This window comes from Borrelia turicatae 91E135 (genome assembly GCF_000012085.2).
Classification (GTDB): domain Bacteria; phylum Spirochaetota; class Spirochaetia; order Borreliales; family Borreliaceae; genus Borrelia; species Borrelia turicatae.
Genome location: NC_008710.1, coordinates 157,762 through 179,858, shown reverse-complemented (window position 1 = coordinate 179,858; position 22,097 = coordinate 157,762). Strand labels below are relative to the sequence as shown.

At 28.2% G+C, this 22,097-nt stretch carries 21 protein-coding genes; 15 read left to right on the top strand and 6 right to left on the bottom strand.

Annotated features, from left to right (window positions below; genetic code table 11):
• From mnmG to BT0_RS00820, 9 genes are all read left to right on the top strand, one after another.
• Entirely contained in the window at nt 1-1,863 is a 1,863-nt protein-coding gene (gene mnmG / locus BT0_RS00860; RefSeq protein ID WP_041178562.1) for a tRNA uridine-5-carboxymethylaminomethyl(34) synthesis enzyme MnmG, read from the top strand.
• Nucleotides 1,860-2,483, top strand: a complete 624-nt coding sequence (gene rsmG, locus BT0_RS00855) for a 16S rRNA (guanine(527)-N(7))-methyltransferase RsmG (RefSeq protein WP_011772133.1) — start codon at nt 1,860-1,862, stop codon at nt 2,481-2,483. Before mnmG ends, rsmG begins: the two co-directional genes overlap by 4 nt.
• Before the next feature lie 70 nt (nt 2,484-2,553).
• Nucleotides 2,554-3,546, top strand: coding sequence for an AAA family ATPase (locus BT0_RS00850; RefSeq protein WP_011772132.1), 993 nt, complete (start codon nt 2,554-2,556; stop codon nt 3,544-3,546).
• A 15-nt stretch (nt 3,547-3,561) separates the two neighbouring features.
• Nucleotides 3,562-4,443, top strand: coding sequence for a DUF58 domain-containing protein (locus BT0_RS00845; RefSeq protein WP_011772131.1), 882 nt, complete (start codon nt 3,562-3,564; stop codon nt 4,441-4,443).
• Nucleotides 4,440-5,339, top strand: coding sequence for a hypothetical protein (locus BT0_RS00840; RefSeq protein WP_011772130.1), 900 nt, complete (start codon nt 4,440-4,442; stop codon nt 5,337-5,339). The genes BT0_RS00845 and BT0_RS00840 overlap by 4 nt, the downstream gene beginning before the upstream one ends.
• Nucleotides 5,326-6,327, top strand: coding sequence for a vWA domain-containing protein (locus BT0_RS00835; protein ID WP_041178422.1), 1,002 nt, complete (start codon nt 5,326-5,328; stop codon nt 6,325-6,327). Before BT0_RS00840 ends, BT0_RS00835 begins: the two co-directional genes overlap by 14 nt.
• Entirely contained in the window at nt 6,324-7,313 is a 990-nt protein-coding gene (locus tag BT0_RS00830) for a vWA domain-containing protein (RefSeq protein WP_011772128.1), read from the top strand. The genes BT0_RS00835 and BT0_RS00830 overlap by 4 nt, the downstream gene beginning before the upstream one ends.
• On the top strand, nt 7,295-7,882 hold the full coding sequence (locus BT0_RS00825; RefSeq protein WP_011772127.1) for a tetratricopeptide repeat protein: 588 nt from the start codon (nt 7,295-7,297) through the stop codon (nt 7,880-7,882). Before BT0_RS00830 ends, BT0_RS00825 begins: the two co-directional genes overlap by 19 nt.
• Nucleotides 7,831-9,876: a BatD family protein gene (locus BT0_RS00820; protein ID WP_011772126.1), complete on the top strand. Its 2,046-nt coding sequence runs from the start codon at nt 7,831-7,833 to the stop codon at nt 9,874-9,876. The genes BT0_RS00825 and BT0_RS00820 overlap by 52 nt, the downstream gene beginning before the upstream one ends.
• A gap of 47 nt (nt 9,877-9,923) precedes the next feature.
• On the opposite strand, the gene infA is transcribed toward BT0_RS00820, so the two are convergent.
• Nucleotides 9,924-10,145 carry a translation initiation factor IF-1 gene (gene infA, locus BT0_RS00815; protein ID WP_011772125.1) on the bottom strand — a complete coding sequence of 74 codons (222 nt, stop codon included), beginning with the start codon at nt 10,143-10,145 and terminating at the stop codon, nt 9,924-9,926.
• A 167-nt stretch (nt 10,146-10,312) separates the two neighbouring features.
• Between infA and BT0_RS00810 the strand changes: the two genes are divergently transcribed.
• Nucleotides 10,313-10,696, top strand: coding sequence for a TraR/DksA family transcriptional regulator (locus BT0_RS00810; protein WP_011772124.1), 384 nt, complete (start codon nt 10,313-10,315; stop codon nt 10,694-10,696).
• A 3-nt stretch (nt 10,697-10,699) separates the two neighbouring features.
• Here the strand turns inward: BT0_RS00810 and BT0_RS00805 are convergent, their stop codons facing one another.
• The gene (locus BT0_RS00805; RefSeq protein WP_011772123.1) at nt 10,700-11,857 is read right to left on the bottom strand and encodes an OmpA family protein; all 1,158 of its coding nucleotides are present in this window, start codon (nt 11,855-11,857) and stop codon (nt 10,700-10,702) included.
• Between the two features lie 160 nt (nt 11,858-12,017).
• Between BT0_RS00805 and malQ the strand changes: the two genes are divergently transcribed.
• The 4 genes from malQ (at nt 12,018) to BT0_RS00785 (ending at nt 18,257) form a co-directional block, all read left to right on the top strand.
• Nucleotides 12,018-13,499, top strand: a complete 1,482-nt coding sequence (malQ, locus tag BT0_RS00800; RefSeq protein ID WP_011772122.1) for a 4-alpha-glucanotransferase — start codon at nt 12,018-12,020, stop codon at nt 13,497-13,499.
• An 87-nt stretch (nt 13,500-13,586) separates the two neighbouring features.
• Nucleotides 13,587-15,437, top strand: coding sequence for a putative glycoside hydrolase (locus BT0_RS00795; RefSeq protein WP_011772121.1), 1,851 nt, complete (start codon nt 13,587-13,589; stop codon nt 15,435-15,437).
• A 1-nt stretch (nt 15,438) separates the two neighbouring features.
• On the top strand, nt 15,439-16,437 hold the full coding sequence (locus BT0_RS00790; RefSeq protein ID WP_011772120.1) for a calcium/sodium antiporter: 999 nt from the start codon (nt 15,439-15,441) through the stop codon (nt 16,435-16,437).
• Between the two features lie 71 nt (nt 16,438-16,508).
• Nucleotides 16,509-18,257 (top strand): hypothetical protein, encoded by a 1,749-nt coding sequence (locus BT0_RS00785; protein ID WP_011772119.1) that lies wholly within the window; start codon nt 16,509-16,511, stop codon nt 18,255-18,257.
• A gap of 3 nt (nt 18,258-18,260) precedes the next feature.
• On the opposite strand, the gene BT0_RS05900 is transcribed toward BT0_RS00785, so the two are convergent.
• Complete coding sequence (locus BT0_RS05900) at nt 18,261-18,428, bottom strand: hypothetical protein (protein ID WP_011772118.1); 168 nt, start codon at nt 18,426-18,428, stop codon at nt 18,261-18,263.
• A gap of 74 nt (nt 18,429-18,502) precedes the next feature.
• Between BT0_RS05900 and BT0_RS00775 the strand changes: the two genes are divergently transcribed.
• Nucleotides 18,503-20,098: a membrane protein gene (locus BT0_RS00775; RefSeq protein ID WP_041178420.1), complete on the top strand. Its 1,596-nt coding sequence runs from the start codon at nt 18,503-18,505 to the stop codon at nt 20,096-20,098.
• On the opposite strand, the gene alr is transcribed toward BT0_RS00775, so the two are convergent.
• The 3 genes from alr to BT0_RS00760 form a co-directional block, all read right to left on the bottom strand.
• Nucleotides 20,090-21,190 (bottom strand): alanine racemase, encoded by a 1,101-nt coding sequence (alr, locus tag BT0_RS00770; protein ID WP_011772116.1) that lies wholly within the window; start codon nt 21,188-21,190, stop codon nt 20,090-20,092. The genes BT0_RS00775 and alr overlap by 9 nt on opposite strands.
• A 145-nt stretch (nt 21,191-21,335) precedes the next feature.
• Nucleotides 21,336-21,752, bottom strand: coding sequence for a hypothetical protein (locus BT0_RS00765; RefSeq protein WP_011772115.1), 417 nt, complete (start codon nt 21,750-21,752; stop codon nt 21,336-21,338).
• 3 nt (nt 21,753-21,755) lie between these two features.
• Nucleotides 21,756-22,091 (bottom strand): hypothetical protein, encoded by a 336-nt coding sequence (locus BT0_RS00760; RefSeq protein WP_236842840.1) that lies wholly within the window; start codon nt 22,089-22,091, stop codon nt 21,756-21,758.
• Nucleotides 22,092-22,097 lie beyond the last annotated feature (6 nt).

Genomic DNA, 22,097 nt, shown 5'->3' with positions numbered 1-22,097 from the left:
ATGGATTTCGATGCTATTGTAATTGGAGGTGGACATGCTGGTATTGAAGCATCCTTAGCTCTTTCAAGATTAAATTTTAAGACGCTTCTAATTACTCAAAATTTAGATACGATTGGTAAACTTTCTTGTAATCCTGCTATTGGTGGACTTGCTAAGGGAAATATGGTGCGTGAAATTGATGCTCTTGGAGGAGAGATGGGATGCCTTGTTGACTTTAGTATGATTCAATTTAGAATTTTAAATAAAAGTAGAGGGCCTGCTGTTCAGGCCCCACGTGCTCAGGCTGATAAATTAGTGTATCAGGTTAAGGCAAAAGAAACATTGGAAAGGCAAATCAATCTTGATCTTTTTCAAGATACCGTTAGTGACTTTTTGCTTAATTCTATGAGGAATAGAATCGAAGGTGTTGTTACAGAGAGGGGTAATAAATTTACATCTCGTGTTGTTGTTCTTACAACCGGAACTTTTCTTAGAGGTAAAATATTTATTGGTGAATATAGAGCTTGTATGGGGAGGATTTCTGAGCCTGCTGCTTATGGTCTTGAAAAAATTTTACTTGAACTTGGATTTGAGATGGGTAGACTTAAGACAGGTACTCCTGCTAGGGTTCATAGAAAGAGTATAAATTTTGCAAAAACAGAAATTCAATTTGGAGATTCTGATATCATTCCTTTTTCTTTTTCAAATACTAAGATAGATAAGGTTCAACTTTCTTGTTACATTACTTATACAAATAAAAAAACCCATGCAATAATTAGTGACAATATGCATCTCTCTCCGCTTTATTCCGGTGAAATTATTGGGAATGGTCCAAGATATTGTCCTTCAATTGAAGATAAGATAGTAAAATTCAAAGATAAAGATAAACATCAAATATTTATTGAACCTGAAGGCTTAAGTACTGAAGAGATGTATCTTAATGGTCTAAGTTCATCTTTACCCGAGGATGTTCAAAAAAGATTGATCAATAGTATTGATGGACTTGAAAATGCAGTTATTACAAGACCTGGATATGCTGTTGAGTATGATTATATTAATCCTATTGAATTATATGCGAGCCTTGAGACTAAAAGGGTTAAGGGACTTTTTGTTGCAGGACAAACTAATGGATCCTCAGGATATGAGGAAGCCGCGGCTCAAGGATTGATGGCAGGAATTAATGCAGCACTTAAGTTGCAGGGGAAAGATCCAATGATACTGCCAAGAACAAGTTCTTATATTGGGGTGCTTATTGATGATCTTGTTACTAAGGGTACTAAGGAACCTTATAGAATGTTTACCTCAAGGGCTGAACATAGGCTTAATTTAAGACATGATACTAGTGATAAGAGGTTGATTAAATGGGGATATGAAGTTGGGCTGGTTAGTGAGGAAAAATATTCTAGATATTTTTTCAAGGAGAAGCAAGTAGAAGAAATTAAGGAACTTTTGAGGCAGAGGCGTCTTAAGGAAAGGGAAGCTAGTACTTTACAGTTAAAGAAACATATTAGTAAAGATTTTTATCATATTATAAAAGATCCGTATATCAATTTAAGTGATCTTATTGATATAGATCCTAAGTTGAATGCTTCAAAAGTGATTCTTGAACAGGTTGAATTAGATATTAAGTATGAAGGCTACATTAATAGACAAAAAGATTTAATTAGGAAAATGAATAACCTTGAGCTTATTAAATTACCCCTTGATTTCGATTATGAAATTGATGGTTTGTCCAGAGAGGCTAGGGAAAAGTTTGTTAAAATTCAGCCAGCTAATCTTGCTCAGGCAAGTAGGATTTCTGGTGTTAGAAATACGGATATTCAAGTTTTACTTATATATTTTTCAAGTCCTAAAAATAAGGTAGTGCTTAATTTGGCTTTATGATGAATGATTTTGAACTTTCTTTGAAAAGTTTAGGAGTGTCTTTTACTTCAAAAAGCATTGATAAATTAAGATTTTATATAGAAAAAGTTTTGTTATTTGGTACTAGGTTTAACTTGGTGTCAAATAATGATCGAAATTTTGATGCAGTGCTTTTACATGTTCTAGATTCTGTAGCTGGATTACCTATTATCAAAGATAAGAATCCACGGCAAGTACTTGATGTAGGTAGTGGAGCTGGATTTCCAGGGATTGTTTTGGCTCTTTTTGATAACTTTAGAAAGTATATTCTTCTTGAACGTAGCAATAAGAAGGCTACTTTTTTAAGGATGATTAGTTTGGAACTTGGTTTAGATAATATTGAGGTATTAGAACGTGATGTTGATAAAGAGCAAAATAAATACGAATTTATTACAATCAGGGCTTTTAGGGATATAAGAGAATATGCAAGAATTTTGAAATTGATTTTAAAAGATGGAGGTTTGATTGTGGCTTATAAGGGTAAATTAAATAAGATTAAGTTTGAAGTTAGTCATATTGAAAGCTTGTTTAACAAAATAGAAATAAAATCATCAACAATGAATGATGGTAAAGAGAGAAATTTTCTTTTGCTTTATAAGTAGTGATTTTATTTTTTCGTTTTATCGTTTATATTTTATTTTTGATGAAAAATTTTAGTACGATAGGGGTGGTATGAAAAGTAGTTTTCAAATAGATTCTGAAGTAGAGAATGCATTAGGTTTAATAAATAAGTTTAGAAGAGAAGTCGCAAGTAGAATCCTTGGTCAAAGAGAAATGATAGATGCTATTTTGATGGGAATTTTGACTGAAGGACATGTTTTGCTTGAAGGTGTACCAGGACTTGCTAAAACATTGACGATTCAAACAGTTTCAGATGTTCTTGATCTTGGGTTTAAGAGAGTGCAATTTACCCCGGACCTTTTGCCTTCTGATCTTACAGGTAATATGGTATATAAGAGTACGACAGGGACTTTTAAGGTTAGAAAGGGGCCTGTATTTTCAAATATTATTTTAGCAGATGAAATTAATAGAGCACCTGCAAAGGTTCAATCAGCACTTCTTGAGGCAATGAGTGAGCGTCAAGTAACTCTTGGCGATGAGACACATAAGCTGCCCGATCCATTCTTTGTTCTTGCAACACAAAATCCAATTGAACAAGAGGGGACTTATAATTTGCCAGAAGCTCAACTTGATAGATTTTTGTTAAAAGTTAATGTGAAATATCCTTCTATTCAAGATGAAATTAAGCTTCTTAAAATATTCTCAGTTGATGGCGGACTTGAGAATATTAAAGTTGCAAAAATAATGAATGCTTATTCTTTAGCAGATCTTAAGCGTACAATTGGTAAGGTTAAGGTAGATGATAAGATAATGCTTTATATCGTTACTTTAATAGCAGCTTCTCGTGAAAATGATAAAAAAACTTATCCATTTACTAAATATATTGAATTTGGAGCATCTCCTAGGGCATCACTTAGTTTGCTCAAATGTGCTCGTGTGAATGCCCTGTATGAGGGGCGATTGTTTGTTCTTCCTGAAGATGTTAAGGCGGTAGCTTATAATGTGTTAAGACATAGAATTACTCCATCTTATGAGGCAGAGGTTGAGGAGATGAATACTGATGATATTATTAAGATACTTCTCTCAGCTGTGGCGCTTCCTTAAGGGTTTAAATTTCATATGCAATATGATAATGAATCAAATGCTAGCACTAAAAATAAGATAAAAGCTTTAAAATTTTTCTCCAGAAAAATGCTTTTGGAGCTTAATTTTGGTGGATATCGTTCTATTTTTAAGGGTCTTGGTCTTGAATTTCATGAGTTTAGACCTTATGAGGAGACGGATGATGCTAGATTGATTGATTGGAATGTTAGTTCGAAAACAGATAGTATCTTCTCTAAGGTTTTTAGAGAAGATAAGGGAATGAATCTTCATTTGCTTGTTGATAATTCTCTTTCAATGAGTCTGGGAAGCTTGACTAGTAAAAAAGAAATTCAAGATTTATTAGTTTCTATTTTTGCTCATATGGCATTTTTTAATAATGATAAGATAGGTATAACTTTTTTCTCAAGTGAAACGGATAAGTTTATTTCATCTCGAAAGGGGCATTCACATTTAGGACGAATTTTAAATGAGACAATAAATAGGCGGATTAAGAGGGGAAGTAATTTAACTTATGTATTTAAAAATACAGCTGAATATTATAAGAAAAGATCTTTAATTATCATTATTTCAGATTTTAAAGCCAGTGATTATTTTAAATCTTTAACTGTTCTTAGTAAACGTCATAATATTATTGCAATAAGGCTTACAGATTTTTTTGATGAAAATCTTCCTCAATATGGAGTTTTAACTTATGAAGATATTGAAACTTGTGAAGATTTTTTGACTTCTGGATTTAGTAAAACGATATTGAATAGTTATAAAAATTATTGGACATTAGATAAAATCAAATGGAGAAAAGAATGCATAAAAAGAGGTATTAATTTTATAGAAATTAGTACGAAAGATGATGTTTTTAGAAAGCTAAAAGCTCTTTTAAAAAAGGAGAATGATATTTGAAAAACATAATTGTCTTTATCATGTCTTTTTTGTCTTTTTATTTGTTTTCTTATGAGATAAAAAATGAGATATTTATTCCAACTCGTTATTATGTGGGAGATACTGTTGAGCTTAAATTTTCATTAATTCTTGGTGAAAATGAAAAATTTATCCCTGCTGAATTTGAGGAAATTAAAAATGAGTTCGTTGAGGTTAATTCACTTCTTTACAGGCCTGAGAGCGGCGAGGTAATAATATATTTTGTTTCGTTTTATGTCGGAAGCAATACTCTTCCGCGTATTTATGTTGGAGATATTATCAGCAATGATAAATCTTTTAAATTAATTCTCAATAATGTCAAAATAAATACTAGTAAGTTAATTGCAGATGATGATGTTCTTAAAATTCAAGATATAGAGGGAGTGCTTTTTCTTCCAGGAACAAGTACGTATCTTGTTATTTTTATTTTAGCCCTTGTAGTAGTTCCTTACTTTTTTATTAAATTTTTGAAGCTTGTCAAGCATTTATTAGTGTTTTTAATAATGAAGCATAATTTAAGAAAACCTTATAAAGTGTTTCAGAAACAAATGATTATTTTGTCTAATTATATTAAGAGTGACGAAGAACATGTTGTTTTTTATAATTTATTGAATTCATCTTTAAGGGTTTATTTATCTAAAAAAACAGGTTTTGATTTTAATGCAATTACTACGACGGAAATTTCTGAAATTTTGCAAAATTTTAACGTTCCTTATGAAATTCGTTCAACTTTTGTTAATATGCTTAGACTTTCTGATTTTAGTAAATTTAGTGGGATGAATTTATCAGGTGGAAATCTATCACTTGTTTTAGATGATTTAAGGGAAGCAGCTTTTAATTTTGAAGAATTTAATAGAGGTGATAATGTTAACATTTAATGAGCCTTTATATTTATTTTTACTTATAATTCTTCCATTCATAATTTATTTTGGCCATTTTTTTAAGCGTAGAGGAGGAAAAGTTAAATTTCCAATATCTATTTATGGAAACCTTGGTTCTATAAAATTAAGGGATTATGGATTGAATTTGTTATATTTTATAACTTATGCTTTCTTTTATTTAGCAATGACAGTTATGATCTTAACCTTAGCAGGTCCTTCTATTTCGAAGAAGAAAACGACTTATCTTAGTAGTGGAGCTGATATTGTTATTGTTTTGGATATATCTCCTAGCATGGGTGCTATTGAATTTTCATCTAAAAATAGACTTGAATTTGCAAAAGAATTGATTAAATATTTTGTTTATCAGAGAGAAAATGACAATATTGGATTGGTAGCTTTTGCTAAGGAAGCTTCTTTAATAGTTCCACTTACAATTGATAGAGATTTTTTTTCTAAAAAATTAGACGATATTTATATTATGGATCTTGGAAATGGTTCTGCTTTGGGACTTGGTATTTCCATTGCCCTTTCTCATTTAAAGCATTCGGAAGCGCCTAAGAGATCAGTGATTGTTTTAACAGATGGGGTAGTTAATTCAGATGAAGTTTATAAGGATCAGGTAATAAATCTTGCTCAAGGATTAAATGTGAAAATTTACTCTATTGGAATTGGTAGTAGTGAAGAGCTTAGTGTTGGTTTTAAATTGAGATCTGGCAGGTTTTATCAAGGGACTTTAAGAGAGATTTATGATCCCAGTATGCTTTTTGAGATTTCAGGTAAAACAGGAGGACTTTTTTATTCTGTAGGTGATGATTTTTCATTTAAACTTGCAATACAGGATTTTTCGAAAAAGGAAAATGTGGAGAGAAAGGTTAAAATCGCGGTTGATAATGATGATATTTACAATGAATTTTTATTGGTAATATTTTTCTTATTAATCCTTTACTTCATTTTGTCTAAGGTCTTTTTAAAAGAGGTGTTATGAGTATAGGCAATTATTATGCTTTTTACTTGTTTATAATTTTATTTTTAGTTCTTTTTTTATATATCTATAATTTTAGAAAAGCGCTTCCATTGTTTAAGACTTTAAGTCTTATGTATGTTAATAATGCTTACATTAAAAATTATTATATAAAAAAAATTCTTATGATGTTCTTTTTTGTATTGAGTCTGGGTTCTTTAATTGTTTCTATCTTGGATATTTCTTGGGGGCAAAAAGCTACTGAGGATAAAAGATCAAATTTAAGGATATCTTTTGTTGTTGATATTTCTCGTAGTATGTTAACCTTTGATGAAGAAAAATCGATTAACAGACTTGAGAGTGCTAAGAATTTTATTAGTTTGATTTTAAATAATTTTGAGAATGTTGAGTATTCGCTTACTATTTTTAAAGGTAAATCCTTGTTAGTGTTGCCATTTTCTAAGGATAAAGCTAGCTTGCATAAGATATTAAATTATATTGAGCCTAACTTAATAAGTTCTCCTGGTAGTTTTTTAGGTGAAGGAGTTTTTAGTGCCATACAGGGAATAAAAGATGATTCTTATTATAATTTTTTGATAATTTTAACAGATGGAGATGAATGGGGTGAGAATAATTATTATACTTTTCCTAAGTTGATTGATGCACTTAATGTTACAAGCTTTGTAGTTGGTATTGGAAGTGATAAGCCATCGCCTTTGATTGATAATAATTTAAGTGTTAAGGATAAAGATGGCAATGTAGTGAAAGCTGTGCTTGATGAGGATAATTTGTATCTTTTAACGTCTTCTCTTAAGGGTTCTTATTATAATTTATATTTAAAAGGTACTAATTATGTTATTAATGAGATAAGGAATGATATAATGAAAAAAAGTTCAAGTGATATTTTGCTTATTGGTATTCTAAGATATAAGCTTTTTTTAGCTATCTCTTTTTTATTTATAGTATTGTATCTATTTGTTAAGGTCATTAAATGGGACGAAACTTTTTAATTTGTTTTTTAATGAGTTTGATGTTTGCATCCTTTTTATCTTGTTCTAATATTAGAGCTATGTCTCTTATGGCCATTGGTAATTATGAATATATTAGAGGCGACTATCAGGGTGCAATTTCCACTTATTATGATCTTGTAGATGATAAGCAAGGTACGTCTTGGGGTTATTATAATCTTGGGATTGTATATTATTCTTTAGGAGAGTATGAAAGCTCTCTTCGGATGTTTTCTTATGCAAAAAGAGATAATGATTCCTTTTTGAATTTTAATATAAACTATAATGAGGGTATAATATACTATAATCAAGGACTTTACCGAAAAGCAGAGGTGGCATTTAAGGAAGCTTTAAGGATCAATCCTGCAAGTTATAATGCTAAATATAATCTTGAACTTGCAATAATTAAAAAAAGAAGTATTCCAGATGATTTAGATAGTTTAAGTGTTAAGAGAAGTCAAAATTTTATTGAGAACAATGAAAATTTTTTAAGGTATATTGAAAATCTTGAGAGGGTTTTATGGGTAACAAGGTCAGAAGAACAAACTGTGTTTTTACGAGAAGATTGGTGATATCTTTAGTTTTATTTTTTATAAATTTTGAAATTTACTCTTTATCTGGTACCGATTATTTAGTATCAACTAAGGTCCTTCAAGGATCTAAGGTTGTTCATGTGATTAGATTAAATTTATCCCAAGATATTGATGAGTCGTCATTAAAGTTTGAAATAAGTAAAGATATAAAAGATAACACCGAAATTGCTTCGATATCAAAGGTACCAGATGGAAATAATATTGTTACAGAAATAAAAATTGAATATGGTTTTGATAAATTGGGATTTGTTAAGATTCCTTCATTAAAAATTGTTTATCTTGGTGAAGTTTATTTAAGTTCAGAGTTTGAAGTGGTTGTTTTAAAAGAAGATGAGTCCCAGTTTTTTGGTTTGCCAGTTAGATTGTATTGGGATTTTGATAAAGAAGAAATTTATGAGTATCAGAGTATTGGGTTTGTTTTGCGTGTCAATTGGCTTGTGAATAACAATTTGAAGTCTATTGCCAGTTCTTTTAACGCTGTTAAAGATGCAATGATTGATAGAACCCCTATATTTGAAAATATTAAGTATAGGACTTTTAATAGTAAAGAAATATTGGATGTACCCCTTTATAACTTTATCTTAACCCCTCTTAGAGGCTCAAAAGGTATTGTTATTCCTAGTGTTTCTTTTAATATAGGTGAAAATGTTGCCCGTATGAGTCCTGGTATTTCTTTAAAAATAAAACCAATACCTGATGAGGTTAAGTCTTTAGCCGTTGGAACTTTTAAAATTGACTATGAATTTCCTAATTCAACTTTAATTAATCAAGATACTTTTACTGTTTTAATAAAAATTACAGGGCAAGGTAATCTTCCACATATTCGTTTTCCAGAAATTGAAACTTATAACTCTAAAGTTATTTATAATAAAAAAAATTATAATTTTGAACCCTCAAAAGATGGGTATAAGGGCAGTATATCTAAGATATATACTCTTAAACCAGATAATAAGGGTAATTTATTCTTAAATATTGGTGATTTTACTTATTTAAATCCTGATGATGGAAAGGTTTATAAACTTGATGGTAAACGACTAAAATATGAATATTATGGGGAATTTAAAAATAATAATGATTCTGGTCAAGAGTTATTGTCAGATTTTAGTTTGCTTTCATACCATGATATTTTAAAACATAGAAATAAAACTTTTTTATTCTTTGTTCCCGTTTATTACTTAATTTTGATACCAGGAATCTTATTTTCTTTAGCTGTTTTTATTAGATATAAAAAGTTCTTTATTGCATCAGGTTGTGGATTAGTTATTTTAATATTAACTCTTGCTGTTAGTCTTAATGCTATGAACGATGGTTCTTTGTCAGAAGATAATATAAATGATTTAATTGAAGATTATAAATCAAAAAATTATGATAATGCTCTTAATAGAGTTGATAATATTCTTAAAAAGAATCCAAGTTATTCAGGACTGTGGTTAAACAGAGCTCTCATTTTGAATAAAATGGATAGATATTTTGATGCAATTTATTCGGCTTATAAGGCATTTTTTACTTCACCAAGTAATGATACCTTTTACAAGGTGATTGATTTTATTGAGGCTAAGAATGGAGTTAATGAAAATATTCGAAACAATAGTTTTGTTTGGTCTAATATTTTTTTTATTATTAGTTTAATTTTAATAAATAGTTTAATAGTGATTATTTCTTATAAATTTTATGCAAAAAATTTAAAGAGAATTATTTTATTCTTGCTTTTATCTGTAACGTGTTTTACTTTATTTCAAACATATTACTTTTATGTTGACCAGCAGTCTGAGATTGGAATTATTAAAGGTGATCTAGTTTCTCTTTATAAAGTTCCTGATAATTTTTCAAGAAGCTGGCGATTCTTAAACGGGAATATAAGTGTTTATGTACTTAATAGAAAAGATGACTTTGTTCTTATTCAAACAAGTCATGGACTTCAGGGATGGATTTATAAAAACTTTATTGTATCTGTTAAAGATAGTTTAATATAAAGTAAGATCGATCTATTAATTGATTTAAATTATTTTGATATAAGTAGTTATTTTTCTCTATATACTATTCTCCCTTTTGTAAGATCATAAGGTGATAGCTCAACTTTCACTCTATCTCCAGGAACTATTTTTATAAAATGTTTTCTCATCTTTCCAGATAGATGAGCTAAAACTAAATGCCCATTTTTAAGTTCTACCCTAAACATTGTGTTAGGTAGAGATTCTTTAACAATACCTTCAGTTTCAATAGCTTCTTCTTTAGTGTTCAAAATGCCCCCTTGTTATTTATGTAACAGAATAAATTGTACACAATTAGGAATATCATTGCAATTATTTTTTATTAAAAATTAATGTACTAGTTTACATTATATGGGATTGTTTATATAATTACACGGAGTTTTTTAAAAATTGTAATTTATTATAGGGAGGTAATATCATGCAGAAAAGTAATTTTGAGCATGAATTTGTTGAAAAGATGCGAAATTTTCTTTTAGAATCAAAAAAAGAAATATTAAATTCTATAAGATCTGTTGAGGATAGTAAAAGAGAGATCATTAATAATGATATGCATTTAAAGGACATAATTGATATTGCATTTGACAATATGGATGGAAATAATCTTGAAGCTTTAAGTTCAGTTGAGAAAAAAAAACTGCATTTAATAAATCAGGCGCTTTATCGAATTTCCCAAAATACTTATGGTAATTGTTTGGCATGTGATAAGAGTATTACAAGAGAAAGACTTGTGGCTATTCCTTATGCATTTTTATGTATAAGTTGTCAGACTAAAAAAGAAAAAAAGGGCAAGCGATCAATTTAATATTTAATTGTTTAGAATTGTAATTTCTACTCTTCGATTTTTTGATGCTAAAGGAGATGAGTTTGCATACTTAGGTTTTTTGGCACCCCATCCTTTAAAAAATATTTGGTTTTTGTTCTTTACTTTCATTTTTAATAAATAGTTTCCAATTGAATGAGCTCTTTTTTCAGACAATTCTTGCATTTCTTGTTCTGTTCCAAACTTTGCTGTATGTCCTTCTATTAGAATATTGTTGTCTTTAAACTTTTCTAATAAATTGGCTATGTGTTTTAGTTTGTTGTATTCTTTTTTAATGATTTGGAAAGAATCAGGGTAAAATTCAATATCTAAGCTTAATTTGATACCATTTTCGTTTTTCTCTATGTTAATAGAGTCTATCTGTTTTGTGCTAATATATTCTTTAACTTCATGCTCTATTATGTTGTCATTTGGTAGTTCAATAGAGATTATTTTCCCAAATGAGTTTCCAGTCATTTTGATATTATTGTTATCATTTTGCATTTGAAATTCATATGTATCGTTATATTTATATATGTTTCCTAATTTTGAGTCGAAATAAATTATTTGGTTAACCTTTTGAGAGAATAATATGTTTTTTACGTTATATTTAGATTTATAATTTGAGAGAATTATGTCGTAGTATTTACCATCTATTTTTTCTTTGCCTTTGTACACATAATTTACATCAAATTTTGTAACAAAATCTTTTATTTCTTGTGAAATCTCAGATGCTTGAATATATTCTTCTGCTGGATATGTCCAAGTTTCATTTACTTTGATGGGTGTTTTTGGGAATCTTGGGATGCCTCTAACAGAAGGTCTTTTTTGAGCATTATTAATTTTATATTCGCCTTGTTTGTTTATGCTAAAATTTCCTTCAAATTCTTCTTTAAGTAAGTAAACGTCGCTCTCATTATCTCTTTTTAACACTCTAAAGTAAGATTTGATATCTGCAAAATTGTTTTTTACATCTTTTACTTCGCTTGAGACTTGGATATTAGTTTTGGTTTTTGAGTTAAATCTTCCGTTTAGGTAAATTTCTTGATTATCTGTAGTTTCTATTCTGAATTTAGCCCCTTTAGTGTATTTAAATTCTAATATTTCAGATGAAAATGCTAGAGTATTTGCTAAAAATAGTAATATAACAATTTTAATATTCATTTAACGAATTATATCATAATTGAGATTATGTTTTTTGAAAATATTTCATTAAATCTTTTGAATAATGCTTTGTGAGTTTTACATTTTAGTTATAATGATTGTATGTGAACGTTTGTTTTAAGATATTAATTAAATAGTCAATTGTTTTGAGGTATAAAAAATGAAAAGAAAAAGTGGAATTTTGCTAAATATTAGTTCTCTGCCATCTAAATACGGTATTGGTGATTTAGGAAGAGGGGCATATAAATTTATAGATTTTCTTGCCGATTCATCACAAGGTTATTGGCAGATATTGCCTTATTCGCCTCCTAGTTTTTTGGAGTTTCCTTATTCAAGTTATTCTGCATTTGCTGGTAATATCAATTATATTGATTTGAATGCTATTGATAGGTTTATTGATATAGACTTAGGCACTTTTGAATGCTTGGAAGATAGATATGTTGATTATGATAAGTTAAAAGCTAAGGAAGTTATTTTAAGAAATGCTGCTTTGAATTTTTTGCACAGGGCAACAATTGATGAGATTCATGCATTTGAAAAGTTTAAAAAATCAGCTGCTTATTGGCTTTTAGATTTTTCAAGTTTTGTTGCTTTTAAAGAGTACTATTCTAAATTTCAATCTTCACAGGCTTTTAATCTTTTATTTAGTAGAGAAATTTTAAAAAGGGATGCTAAGGCTTTAGCTAAGCTTAGAGAGACACTTGAGGTTGAGATCAATATTCAACAAGTTTTACAATATTTCTTTTTTTCACAATTTAAAGCTTTAAAAAAATATGCTAATAATGCTGGAATTAAAATAGTAAGTGATATTCCTATTTTTGTGTCTTATGATTCTGCTGATGTTTGGGCGCATCAAAAATATTTTAAATTAAGGTTTGATGCAAGTAAAGATAAGGTAACGGGTGTACCTCCTGATTGCTTGTTTAGCAAAAAATATCTTTGGGGTAATGCAGCTTATAATTGGAAAGCTTTAAGAAAAGATGATTATGTATGGTGGATTAATCGTATTGATTTTTTGCGTAAATATGTGGATATTGTTAGAATCGACTATTTTAGAGGATTTGTATCAACTTGGGAGGTTTCTGCAGAAGAATCTTTGTTATTTGGTGGACAATGGGTAAAATGTCCTGGGAAAGATTTTTTTAAACAGATTCTAAATGAGATTAATGACTTAGAAATTTGGGTTGAAGACCTTGTAAAAGATCGTGGAGATACATTTAGGTTAAGAGATTATTTTGGTTTTCCTGGAACTAAAATGATGCAATGTGCATTTGATTTTGATTCCGCAAATATATATCTTCCCCATAATTATATAAGAAATTGTGTTGTTTATACAGGTACTCATGAGAGTAATACTATTCGTGGATTTATTAACTCTGTTGATAATGAGCATAAAAAATATATTTTTGATTATTTCAATACTAGTGAAAATGCTATTGTTTGGGATATGATAAGGGGGGCGATGGCTAGTGTTGCAAATAGTGTAATAATTCCAATGAAAGATTATCTTGATTTGGTAGCTGATTTTAGTATGAATATATCTGATGCAATGCTTAACAATTTTAGAATATTAAGTGGTGATTTGAGTGACGATTTAAGCAAAAAGATAAGTGACATTACAAAACTTTATGGAAGAACTTAATAGGAACTTCAATAATTTGTTAAAATGATATTTGTTTTTTAATATTTATTTTTAAGTTTATTTTAAAAAAGGCTGGATGTTATTTATATGAAACTTAATACATGTATAATGCTTTTGTATATAATTTGCTTGTTGTTTTCTTATTTTTTCTTGTGTTTTCATTTGCATTCATTAGATGAGACCAAATATTTTAAGAATAGTGATTTATTTTTTATTAATAAAGGTGCTTTATATAAAAAACATAATGATGTGATATTTAAGGTTGAACCTAAGGGGCTAGAGACCAGATGGATATATCCGTTTGCAAGACCTGTGTCTAAGAGAATAACTTCTATTTATGAAGATTTTTATTCTTCAAATTCCCTTTTGACAACTAATGACTCTGTTTATGTTTCTCATAATTATTTTAAAAGTTTTATAAAATTAGTTGACAATGAGAAGTTTAATAAAAATTCTTACATTACATCAAGTGCATTATCTCGAGGAGAATATAAGCGTATTGCTGTTGGTACTTCTAATAGTGGAATTTATTTAAGTGTTAATGATAATTTGGATTTTAAGAGCCTAAATTCTTTAATTTCTAAGACATATCTGGGTGCTGGTTATTATGATATGGTTAGTGCAATAGAGTTTTCAAGAAACAATGCAAATGAGTTGTACTTTTCCTGTGGAATTTATGGGGATATTATTTTAATTAATACAACTCTAGGGGTTGTTAGGAAGTTGGACTTTCCTTTTAAAAAACAGATAGTGCGTATTATTGATTTATCGGATGCAAAAATAGAAAAACTTTTAGTTAGAACTTATGATAATCATTTTTATTCCTATGTTGATGGCAAATGGACTTTTGATGGTCAATTTTCTGTGTATGGAGAAAATTCTATTGAAAAATTAGAAAGAATGCATCTTGCTTCTAATAAGGGGTCAATTTATTTAACGGCTTACACTCTTCGAAGCAAAACAGCTATTGATGAGAGATTTGAGTTTATAAAAAGATTAGGCATGAATGCTGTTATTATTGACTTTAAAGATGATAGTGGTATTTTAACTTATGCAAGTAAATTAGCTTTGCCAAACAAGATAAAGGCTGTTAAGAATTTGATAGATGTTCCTTATATTTTAAATAAAGCAAGGGAACTTGGAATATATGTTATTGCACGAGTTGTTGTGTTTAAAGACGCTAAACTTTATTTTTATAATAATTATGAGTATGCTCTTTGGAATAAGAAGACCAATCAGCCTTGGGCAAACCTTGTAAAGGTTGAGCATGGTGATTCTTTTAAATTTGTTCAAAAGGAACATTGGGTAGATCTCTTCTTGCAAGGTACGTGGGATTATAATTTATCTATTGCAAAAGAAATTCAGTCTCTTGGAGTTGATGAGATTCAGTTTGATTATATTAGATTTCCAACAGATGGGCCTGTGTCTCTTATAACTTCAAGATTTAATAAATATAAGATGCGCGCGATTGATGCTCTTGAATCTTTTTTAATTATGGCTAGAAAAAATATTTCTATTCCTATTTCTATTGACATTTACGGAAATAATGGATGGTTTATTACAAATAGTATTGGTCAAAATATTTCTATGATTGCGGATTATGTTGATGTTATTTCTCCAATGTTCTATCCTTCTCATTATACTAATGATTTTTTAAAGAATGAGTTATACTATACTACGAGAGCTTATAAAATTTATAAGGAAGGAAGTAATAGAGCGGCTGTATTTTCTTCGGGTAAGGTTATAATTAGACCTTATGTTCAAGCTTTTTTGCTTGGTTCTGAACGCCGTGTGAGTAAAGAAGTTTATTTAAAATATTTTTTTCATCAATTAAGAGGCGTTAAGGAATCTTTAGGTAATGGCTTTAGTTTATGGAATGCATCTAATATTTACTATATGGTTAAGAGTGATTTAAGCGAATTTTTAAATTTTTCTTAATATGTTTGTGGGAGGAGATTTTTTGGCACATATTCATCTTTTTTGTGTAATATTTGGTATATTTTTGTTGTATCTTGGTGGGAATTATCTTTTAAATAGTTCTGTTAACATTGCTACTTATTTTCAAGTTCCTAATCTTTTAATCGGTGTTGTAATAGTATCCTTATCAACAAGTTCTCCAGAGCTTTTTACAAGTTTAATAGCATCTCTTAAGGGTAAAAATGAAATTATTGTTTCTAATATCATTGGGAGTAATATCATTAATATGTTGCTTGCACTTCCCTTAACAGGGGTTTTTTTAAGGATTAAAACTGATTTTAAGAGACTCAAATTTTCTTTTATAATTTTATTTTTATTAATGTTTCTTCTTTTATTGTTTTCTTTTGATTTTGGTACTTTGTCTTTTTTTAAGGTACCTTATCATAGAACCAGTTCATTGGTGATTTTAATTTTATTTTTATCATATCTATTTTTATTTTACAAAGAAGAGAAAAAATATAATTCTGTTCCAAAAAATTTAGAAAATTTTAATTGTAATTATGGGTTTAATTTTTTATTTTTAAATACTTTGCTCTTATTATTAAGTATATATTTTTTATATTTCGGTTCAAAGTTGTTAATAGATAGTTCAATATACATTGCACACAATGTTTTTAATATTAGTGAGAAAGTAATTGGAATTATTTTTGTAGCTTTTGGGACCAGCATCCCAGAGATCGTCGTTTCTCTTTTTGCAGTAATTAAAAAGGAGTCAGATATTGCCCTTGGTAATATCATTGGAAGTAATATATTTAATATTGGGTTTATTTTGTCTAGTAGTAGTTTTGTAAATCCAGTACTCATGAGTGATATTTATTTGGCTGATTTTAGTATCATGTTTGTTGTATCTTTAATGTTATTATTCATAGTGAGATTTAGAGGAGCTTTTAGCAGAGGACCCGCTATTCTATTTTTATGTTTGTATATTTTATATAATTCATTTTTATTTGGTGTTTTTTAATTCTATTGAATTTGTCAATATGTTATTATATGTTATTATTGTTTTGTATATGAGGAGCTTGGAAATATAAGATGAAAAAATTACCCGAAATTTTCTATCTCAATGATAAAGAAGTGGATATTTTGATTTCTCAAATAGGGATTTCTTCAGATACTCAAAAAATGATTTTAAGGATTATTTTGGAACATAAGCACAATATTATAGATTATGCTAATTTTATCGAAGATTATTCTGTTAAAATTCGTGCTCTTAAAGGAGAATTGGATTTTTTATTTCGCAAGCTTTATGAGGTTAAGAGAGGAATTATTATTAATCAGTCAACGTCCAATGGAGAAATGGTACCTTATAAAATAATAATAACAGATGAAAATAGTTATGATTTTTATTATTATGCTATCGAGGATTTGTTTTTAAAGCATTATGTGGGAATAGAACTCTTTAGTACTTTACTTACAATTAAGAATATAGATAAAAATTTATTGGTTTTCGAAAAAGAGTTTGTCATTCTTTCAAATTCAGACATTAATCTTAAATATTTTCAAGAAAATTCTTCATCAAAAAAGATATTTGTGTTGGATTCTTTAATAATTCCATCAGGAAAAGCCTTATATTTTATTGAATTTATGAAGAGAATTTTATTCGGGATTGCTTCTAACAGAATAGTTAAAGATGTTTTTATGAGAGCTAAAAATGTAAAGCTTAGTGAGTATGATCGAATGTTAGATGAGGGTATTAATGGTGTGGGAGTTGCTTATAATTTGCTTTTAGGAATTTTAGAAAATAAGGAAGAAATTTTAAATAAGAAAGGCGTTAATATTTCTAAACATTACTTTACTTTTTTAGAAGTATTGAATATTTATATTACTAATGAGAAAAACTTAGAAGAACTTAAAAATTTAGAAAGCATTAAGATTGATGAAACTTTGAAATCAATTGAAAAAACAATAGAGTTTAAACCGAGATTTATTAATATAGAAGAATTTAAAAATATTCTTCAAGAGCATGCTGAGGTATTATCTGATTCTGAATATTTTTTAAAGACGGCTAATGAATATTTTTTTGAGTCTAGCATTAAGGGTTCGTTACCTAAAATATTTAGTATTAAATCCGGAATGTATTTATATAAGCCATGTGCCTATTCTATGTTTTTAAAGGAATTCGATCAAATTTTAGTTGATATTAGGGATAAGTTGAGAAATGACTTTGTGAAAGTATTTAATAGTGGGAAGAATTCTTCTACTATTTTAACAGAAGAAGGTCTTGAAAAGACATTGATTGAATTTATTGCTAATTATGATATAAATGATTATTGTTTAAAAAATAAGGTCGCATTTCTTGATTTTATTGTTTCGCATTATAAACGAGTTTCTAAAACACAGAATATTCAGACGCATCTTAAGGATATAATCAAAACCGAAGCTGCTAAATATTTTAAAAATAGTAATACATTTTTACCACTTTATAAGATTTATAAAGTTGACCTATCTAATCTTTTAGATTCTGCTTATAGAGATTTGCCTTTGTTAAAGAGGCTTGTGTTATTCTTAACAGGGAGGCAGCAGAGTTATAAAGAGGCTTTATCTAGATTAAATTCTAAGATTGTGGTTAAAGATCATGCTGAGCTTTTTGATCCAAATGAAAGAGTGAAAAGACAACTGGACAAAAGACGAAAACAAAGGGAAGAGCTAAGAGAGCAAATTAGGAGTTCTTATGTTAGAAAAGGCAAAACCCCTAAGGAAGCAACCTTTAATAGGGCTTATACTAAAAGTGAACAAGATGAAGCTTGGTTGAAATTTGAAGATAAATTGAATAAAAAATAAATTTTAAAATAAATCTTTAGGTCTTCTTGCTGTATTTTTTGAGGTTTGACATTCAGCATAGTGTTTTATTTTACCATTTTCAAATTTAGACTTCATTATAATTTTTCCGCCCCACCTGCTTAACAACTCTTTAGAACCACTTCTTTGAGCATTTTTAGAAATTTTTGCCATTTTAAACTCCTAGTTAAACTAATTTATTGTATAATAAATTTATCAAAATAAGGTTGATTGATCAAGGAATGACTATGTTTTTGGTGATGTTTTTTGTGTCTTGTGTTCTTTTCTCAGAAGAAATTTATTATAGGTTTGCTGATTATGATGTTAATTATAGGATAATCGGGAAATATGAGATTAGTAAAGAAAATGCGGAAGAAGAGTGTGGGTATAAATTTACATATGATGATGGCAGGCTTGTATTTATTGATTATGTTGGCAAACTTAGTATTTTAATTCCTTCTTTTTTTGGTGCAAATCAGATCAAAATAGAATATTCTGATGATATAGAAAGGAGATTATTTTTAAATGGAGGTTTTGCTGCTAAGAATTTGAAAGATGTTTATGTTGAGCAAGTAGAATATTTTCCAAATGGCAGACCGAAGAGTATTTTTAATTATAATAAATCTAATGAGATTATAAGGGATAAGTATGGAATTGCTTATTATCATTTTATTTACAATGATGATAGTAGTTTTTATGTTTATAGGTTTAGTGAGGTTGGTTTTCAAATTAAAGATTTAAATAATGTTTATTATACTAAAATTATTTATGATGATTCTGATCGGAGGAAGACAGTTTTATATTACGATGATAACAATTATAACATTAAGGCTAAGAATGGAATATATGGTTTTAGGTTAACTTATGACAGTTCACATAATATTATAAGGGAAGAATATTTAGATCCGGTAGCTTCTTTGTATGCAAACCCTTTTTCTGTTGCAATAAAGACGTATCGTTATGATTTTGATGGCAAACTCATTGAAATTTTAAATTATGATATTAAAAATAATTTGACTCCCGATGAAAATAATGTGGCAATATATAGATATGAATATAATTTAAAAGAAAAGGACTATTTTTATAAAGAGTATAATTATGATGCTAACAATAATTTAACCGTTAGTCAGAATGGTTATGCTATGAGAAAAACCATTTTTTATATGCAAAATAATGAAAAAAGGGTAATAAATCATAGTAATAGAATAAATAAAAATTATAATAGTGATATTCCCGCTAGTTATGAGGAAAAATATGAGATAATGAATAACTTTAAGGGTATTGCAGTTTATAGTTATAAGTATGATAATAAGTTTTATTTAATTGAAAATCTTTTTTTTGATAAAAATTTTAATTTAATTAGTGATTCCAATGGGGTGATGATTTATAAGTATGCTTATAATGATGATGGCCTTCTTAAATCCCAAGAGCATTATGGAGATTTTGATAATCCTATAGATGATTTTGCAGGTGTTTTTAGATATAAATTTGCATATGATGTTAATGGCAATTTGATCTTGAAGAGTAATTATTCTAAGAGTGGGGTTTTGGTTGCAGATCGGAGTGCTATTTTTGAGTATGCTTATGAATATGATAAACAAAATAGACTTATTAGTCAGAAAAATTTTGGCAATCTAGGCCAGTTACAAGATGATGTTCACGGTGTTAGTGTGTATAAATATGAGTATAATAAATTTGGCAAGATTTCAAAAAAGACAAATCATGGTCCAGATTTAAGGCTAAGAGATGATATTGGTGGGATTTCGGTTTATAAATGGATTTATGATAGTAAAGGAAATTTAGTTGATTTTCAAAAGTTTGATTCTTTAGGGAATTTAATATAAATATTTTTTTTTCTCATGTTTTCCAATAGAGCAAAGTATTTCATATTTACTCATGCCAGATTCTTTGCTAAGTATATCTAAGCTTAATCTTTCAGAAGTAATTTCTACTTTTTCTCCTATGTTAATTTTTAGATCTTTAGGGATTTCTATTATTGAAATATTCATACATATTTTTCCTCTAATGAAGCATTTTTTATCTCTTATTATACAATAAAAATTGTTAGATGTATTTTGTGGAATTCCATCGAAGTATCCAACTGGTAAAAGTCCGATTTGCATATCTTCTTTTGCTGTGAATAGACCAGAGTATGATATTTGTTCATCCTTTTTTATCTTTTTAAGAAATATGATTTTTGAATATAAGCTTAGTACGGGTTTAAGTTGTAAATTATTGTTTAAGCTATTTGAATTTGGATGATATCCATATAAAATAAGTCCTGGTCGTACCATATTAAATTTTTCACTTATTGGATAGTTTGTTATGTGTTCTGAGTTAGAAGCATGAATGAATTTTGGTTTTATATTCTTGGTCTTAAGTTCGTTTATAAAATGAACAAATTTTTCGATTTGTGCTTGAGTAATTTTTCTATTTTCTGTTGTTGGTAAGTGTGTGCAAACTCCTTCAAATTCTACTAATTTTGAATTTTGAATTTGCATTGCTAGATTAAGAGCATTTTCTATTTTGATTCCATATCTATTCATTCCAACATCAACTTTTAAATGAACCTTGATTTTTTTATTTTGTTTTCTACATTCTTGTTCTATTAGTGATAAATATTGAGAGTCAGCAACAAAGGGTGTAATATCAAACTTAACTAGATTTTTTATTGCACTTTTATCTGTGTTGATGTAGAGTAATACATTTGCTCTTTTGTCTATTTTTTTAATCTTTAAGGCCTCATCTATCCAAAAAATACCAAAATAATTTATCCCTTTTTCTTTTAAAAATTTAAATGTCTGAATAAGTCCATGTCCGTATGCATCAGCTTTTAGTGTTGCTACTAATTCTCTTTTTTGAATATGATTTTTAATTGCGGTTAAGTTATATTCTAAATTTTTAAGATTTATTATGATTTCTTTATTTTTAATCATTTTTGTATATTATACTACATTTATATGTAGGTGAGTTTAACAGTAAAATTTTAGTTTTTTTATATTTATCTAAAATATCCTTTTGATTTATTTCATTGTCTTATTTTTTGGAATTGTAATTAAAATTGTATGTCAGAAGCTAATTTTAAAGAAAAGGTACTCTTGGTGCAAAAAAATGGATTATTCCAATAATTAATGCTAAGATTCCTATTACTTTTTTATTGCTTTCAATTAAAGATTTGAATTTTCCATATTCTTTATTATTTTGAAGGCTTGTAGGTATCTTTTGACTTAAGAAGAGAATGAAACCAATAAAAAATAAACTGATAGCAGGAAATAAATTTCCAATTATTGGCAAATCATAAGGTATGATTATTTCAAAGATGCTAGCTATTAAAAATGTTGTGCCAAAAATGCTTCTTACATTTTTGTTATTGTTAATTAAATTTATAAATTCTTCAAAGATGATTAAACATTTAAATCTTTCTCCCAGAATTGGGAATGCTAGTACTATCCCCCCCAAGATATTAAGTAAAACAGATATAAAATATATTTGCAACATCTATTATCCTCCAAGATCTAATCTTTTACTAAAATATGCCTTATCGCCTTTCTGATTTATTAGCACTATGTTTAATAAACCCTCTTTCCTGTATGCAACATTAGTATATAATGTATAGTTAATCTTGTCTATGTAAATCATATTATTTTCAATAAGTTTATTATCTAAGTATACTTCTATATTGGCTTTTCCTAAGTTTTTTATGTTTTGACTTTTAATATTGATTTTGATATATAGGTTTTCATTTTTTATTTTATGTTCTATTGTGATGGTAGGTCTGTATTTGCTTTCCAATTTTTGTAATTTGGGAATGAATACAATTTTGATAATAATTAGCATGATGAC

What these genes read in the sequence shown, in the direction of transcription:
- BT0_RS00765 (WP_011772115.1), bottom strand. Translation starts at nt 21,752, where the DNA reads ATGTTGCAAATATATTTTATATCTGTTTTACTTAATATCTTGGGGGGG.
- BT0_RS00785 (WP_011772119.1), top strand. Translation starts at nt 16,509, where the DNA reads ATGAAAAAATTACCCGAAATTTTCTATCTCAATGATAAAGAAGTGGAT.
- BT0_RS00775 (WP_041178420.1), top strand. Translation starts at nt 18,503, where the DNA reads ATGTTTTTGGTGATGTTTTTTGTGTCTTGTGTTCTTTTCTCAGAAGAA.
- BT0_RS00850 (WP_011772132.1), top strand. Translation starts at nt 2,554, where the DNA reads ATGAAAAGTAGTTTTCAAATAGATTCTGAAGTAGAGAATGCATTAGGT.
- BT0_RS00810 (WP_011772124.1), top strand. Translation starts at nt 10,313, where the DNA reads ATGCAGAAAAGTAATTTTGAGCATGAATTTGTTGAAAAGATGCGAAAT.
- BT0_RS00790 (WP_011772120.1), top strand. Translation starts at nt 15,439, where the DNA reads ATGTTTGTGGGAGGAGATTTTTTGGCACATATTCATCTTTTTTGTGTA.
- BT0_RS00820 (WP_011772126.1), top strand. Translation starts at nt 7,831, where the DNA reads ATGGGTAACAAGGTCAGAAGAACAAACTGTGTTTTTACGAGAAGATTG.
- BT0_RS00835 (WP_041178422.1), top strand. Translation starts at nt 5,326, where the DNA reads ATGTTAACATTTAATGAGCCTTTATATTTATTTTTACTTATAATTCTT.
- BT0_RS00805 (WP_011772123.1), bottom strand. Translation starts at nt 11,857, where the DNA reads ATGAATATTAAAATTGTTATATTACTATTTTTAGCAAATACTCTAGCA.
- malQ (WP_011772122.1), top strand. Translation starts at nt 12,018, where the DNA reads ATGAAAAGAAAAAGTGGAATTTTGCTAAATATTAGTTCTCTGCCATCT.
- BT0_RS00845 (WP_011772131.1), top strand. Translation starts at nt 3,562, where the DNA reads ATGCAATATGATAATGAATCAAATGCTAGCACTAAAAATAAGATAAAA.
- BT0_RS00795 (WP_011772121.1), top strand. Translation starts at nt 13,587, where the DNA reads ATGAAACTTAATACATGTATAATGCTTTTGTATATAATTTGCTTGTTG.
- alr (WP_011772116.1), bottom strand. Translation starts at nt 21,190, where the DNA reads ATGATTAAAAATAAAGAAATCATAATAAATCTTAAAAATTTAGAATAT.
- rsmG (WP_011772133.1), top strand. Translation starts at nt 1,860, where the DNA reads ATGATGAATGATTTTGAACTTTCTTTGAAAAGTTTAGGAGTGTCTTTT.
- BT0_RS00830 (WP_011772128.1), top strand. Translation starts at nt 6,324, where the DNA reads ATGAGTATAGGCAATTATTATGCTTTTTACTTGTTTATAATTTTATTT.
- BT0_RS00825 (WP_011772127.1), top strand. Translation starts at nt 7,295, where the DNA reads ATGGGACGAAACTTTTTAATTTGTTTTTTAATGAGTTTGATGTTTGCA.
- BT0_RS05900 (WP_011772118.1), bottom strand. Translation starts at nt 18,428, where the DNA reads ATGGCAAAAATTTCTAAAAATGCTCAAAGAAGTGGTTCTAAAGAGTTG.
- mnmG (WP_041178562.1), top strand. Translation starts at nt 1, where the DNA reads ATGGATTTCGATGCTATTGTAATTGGAGGTGGACATGCTGGTATTGAA.
- BT0_RS00760 (WP_236842840.1), bottom strand. Translation starts at nt 22,091, where the DNA reads ATGCTAATTATTATCAAAATTGTATTCATTCCCAAATTACAAAAATTG.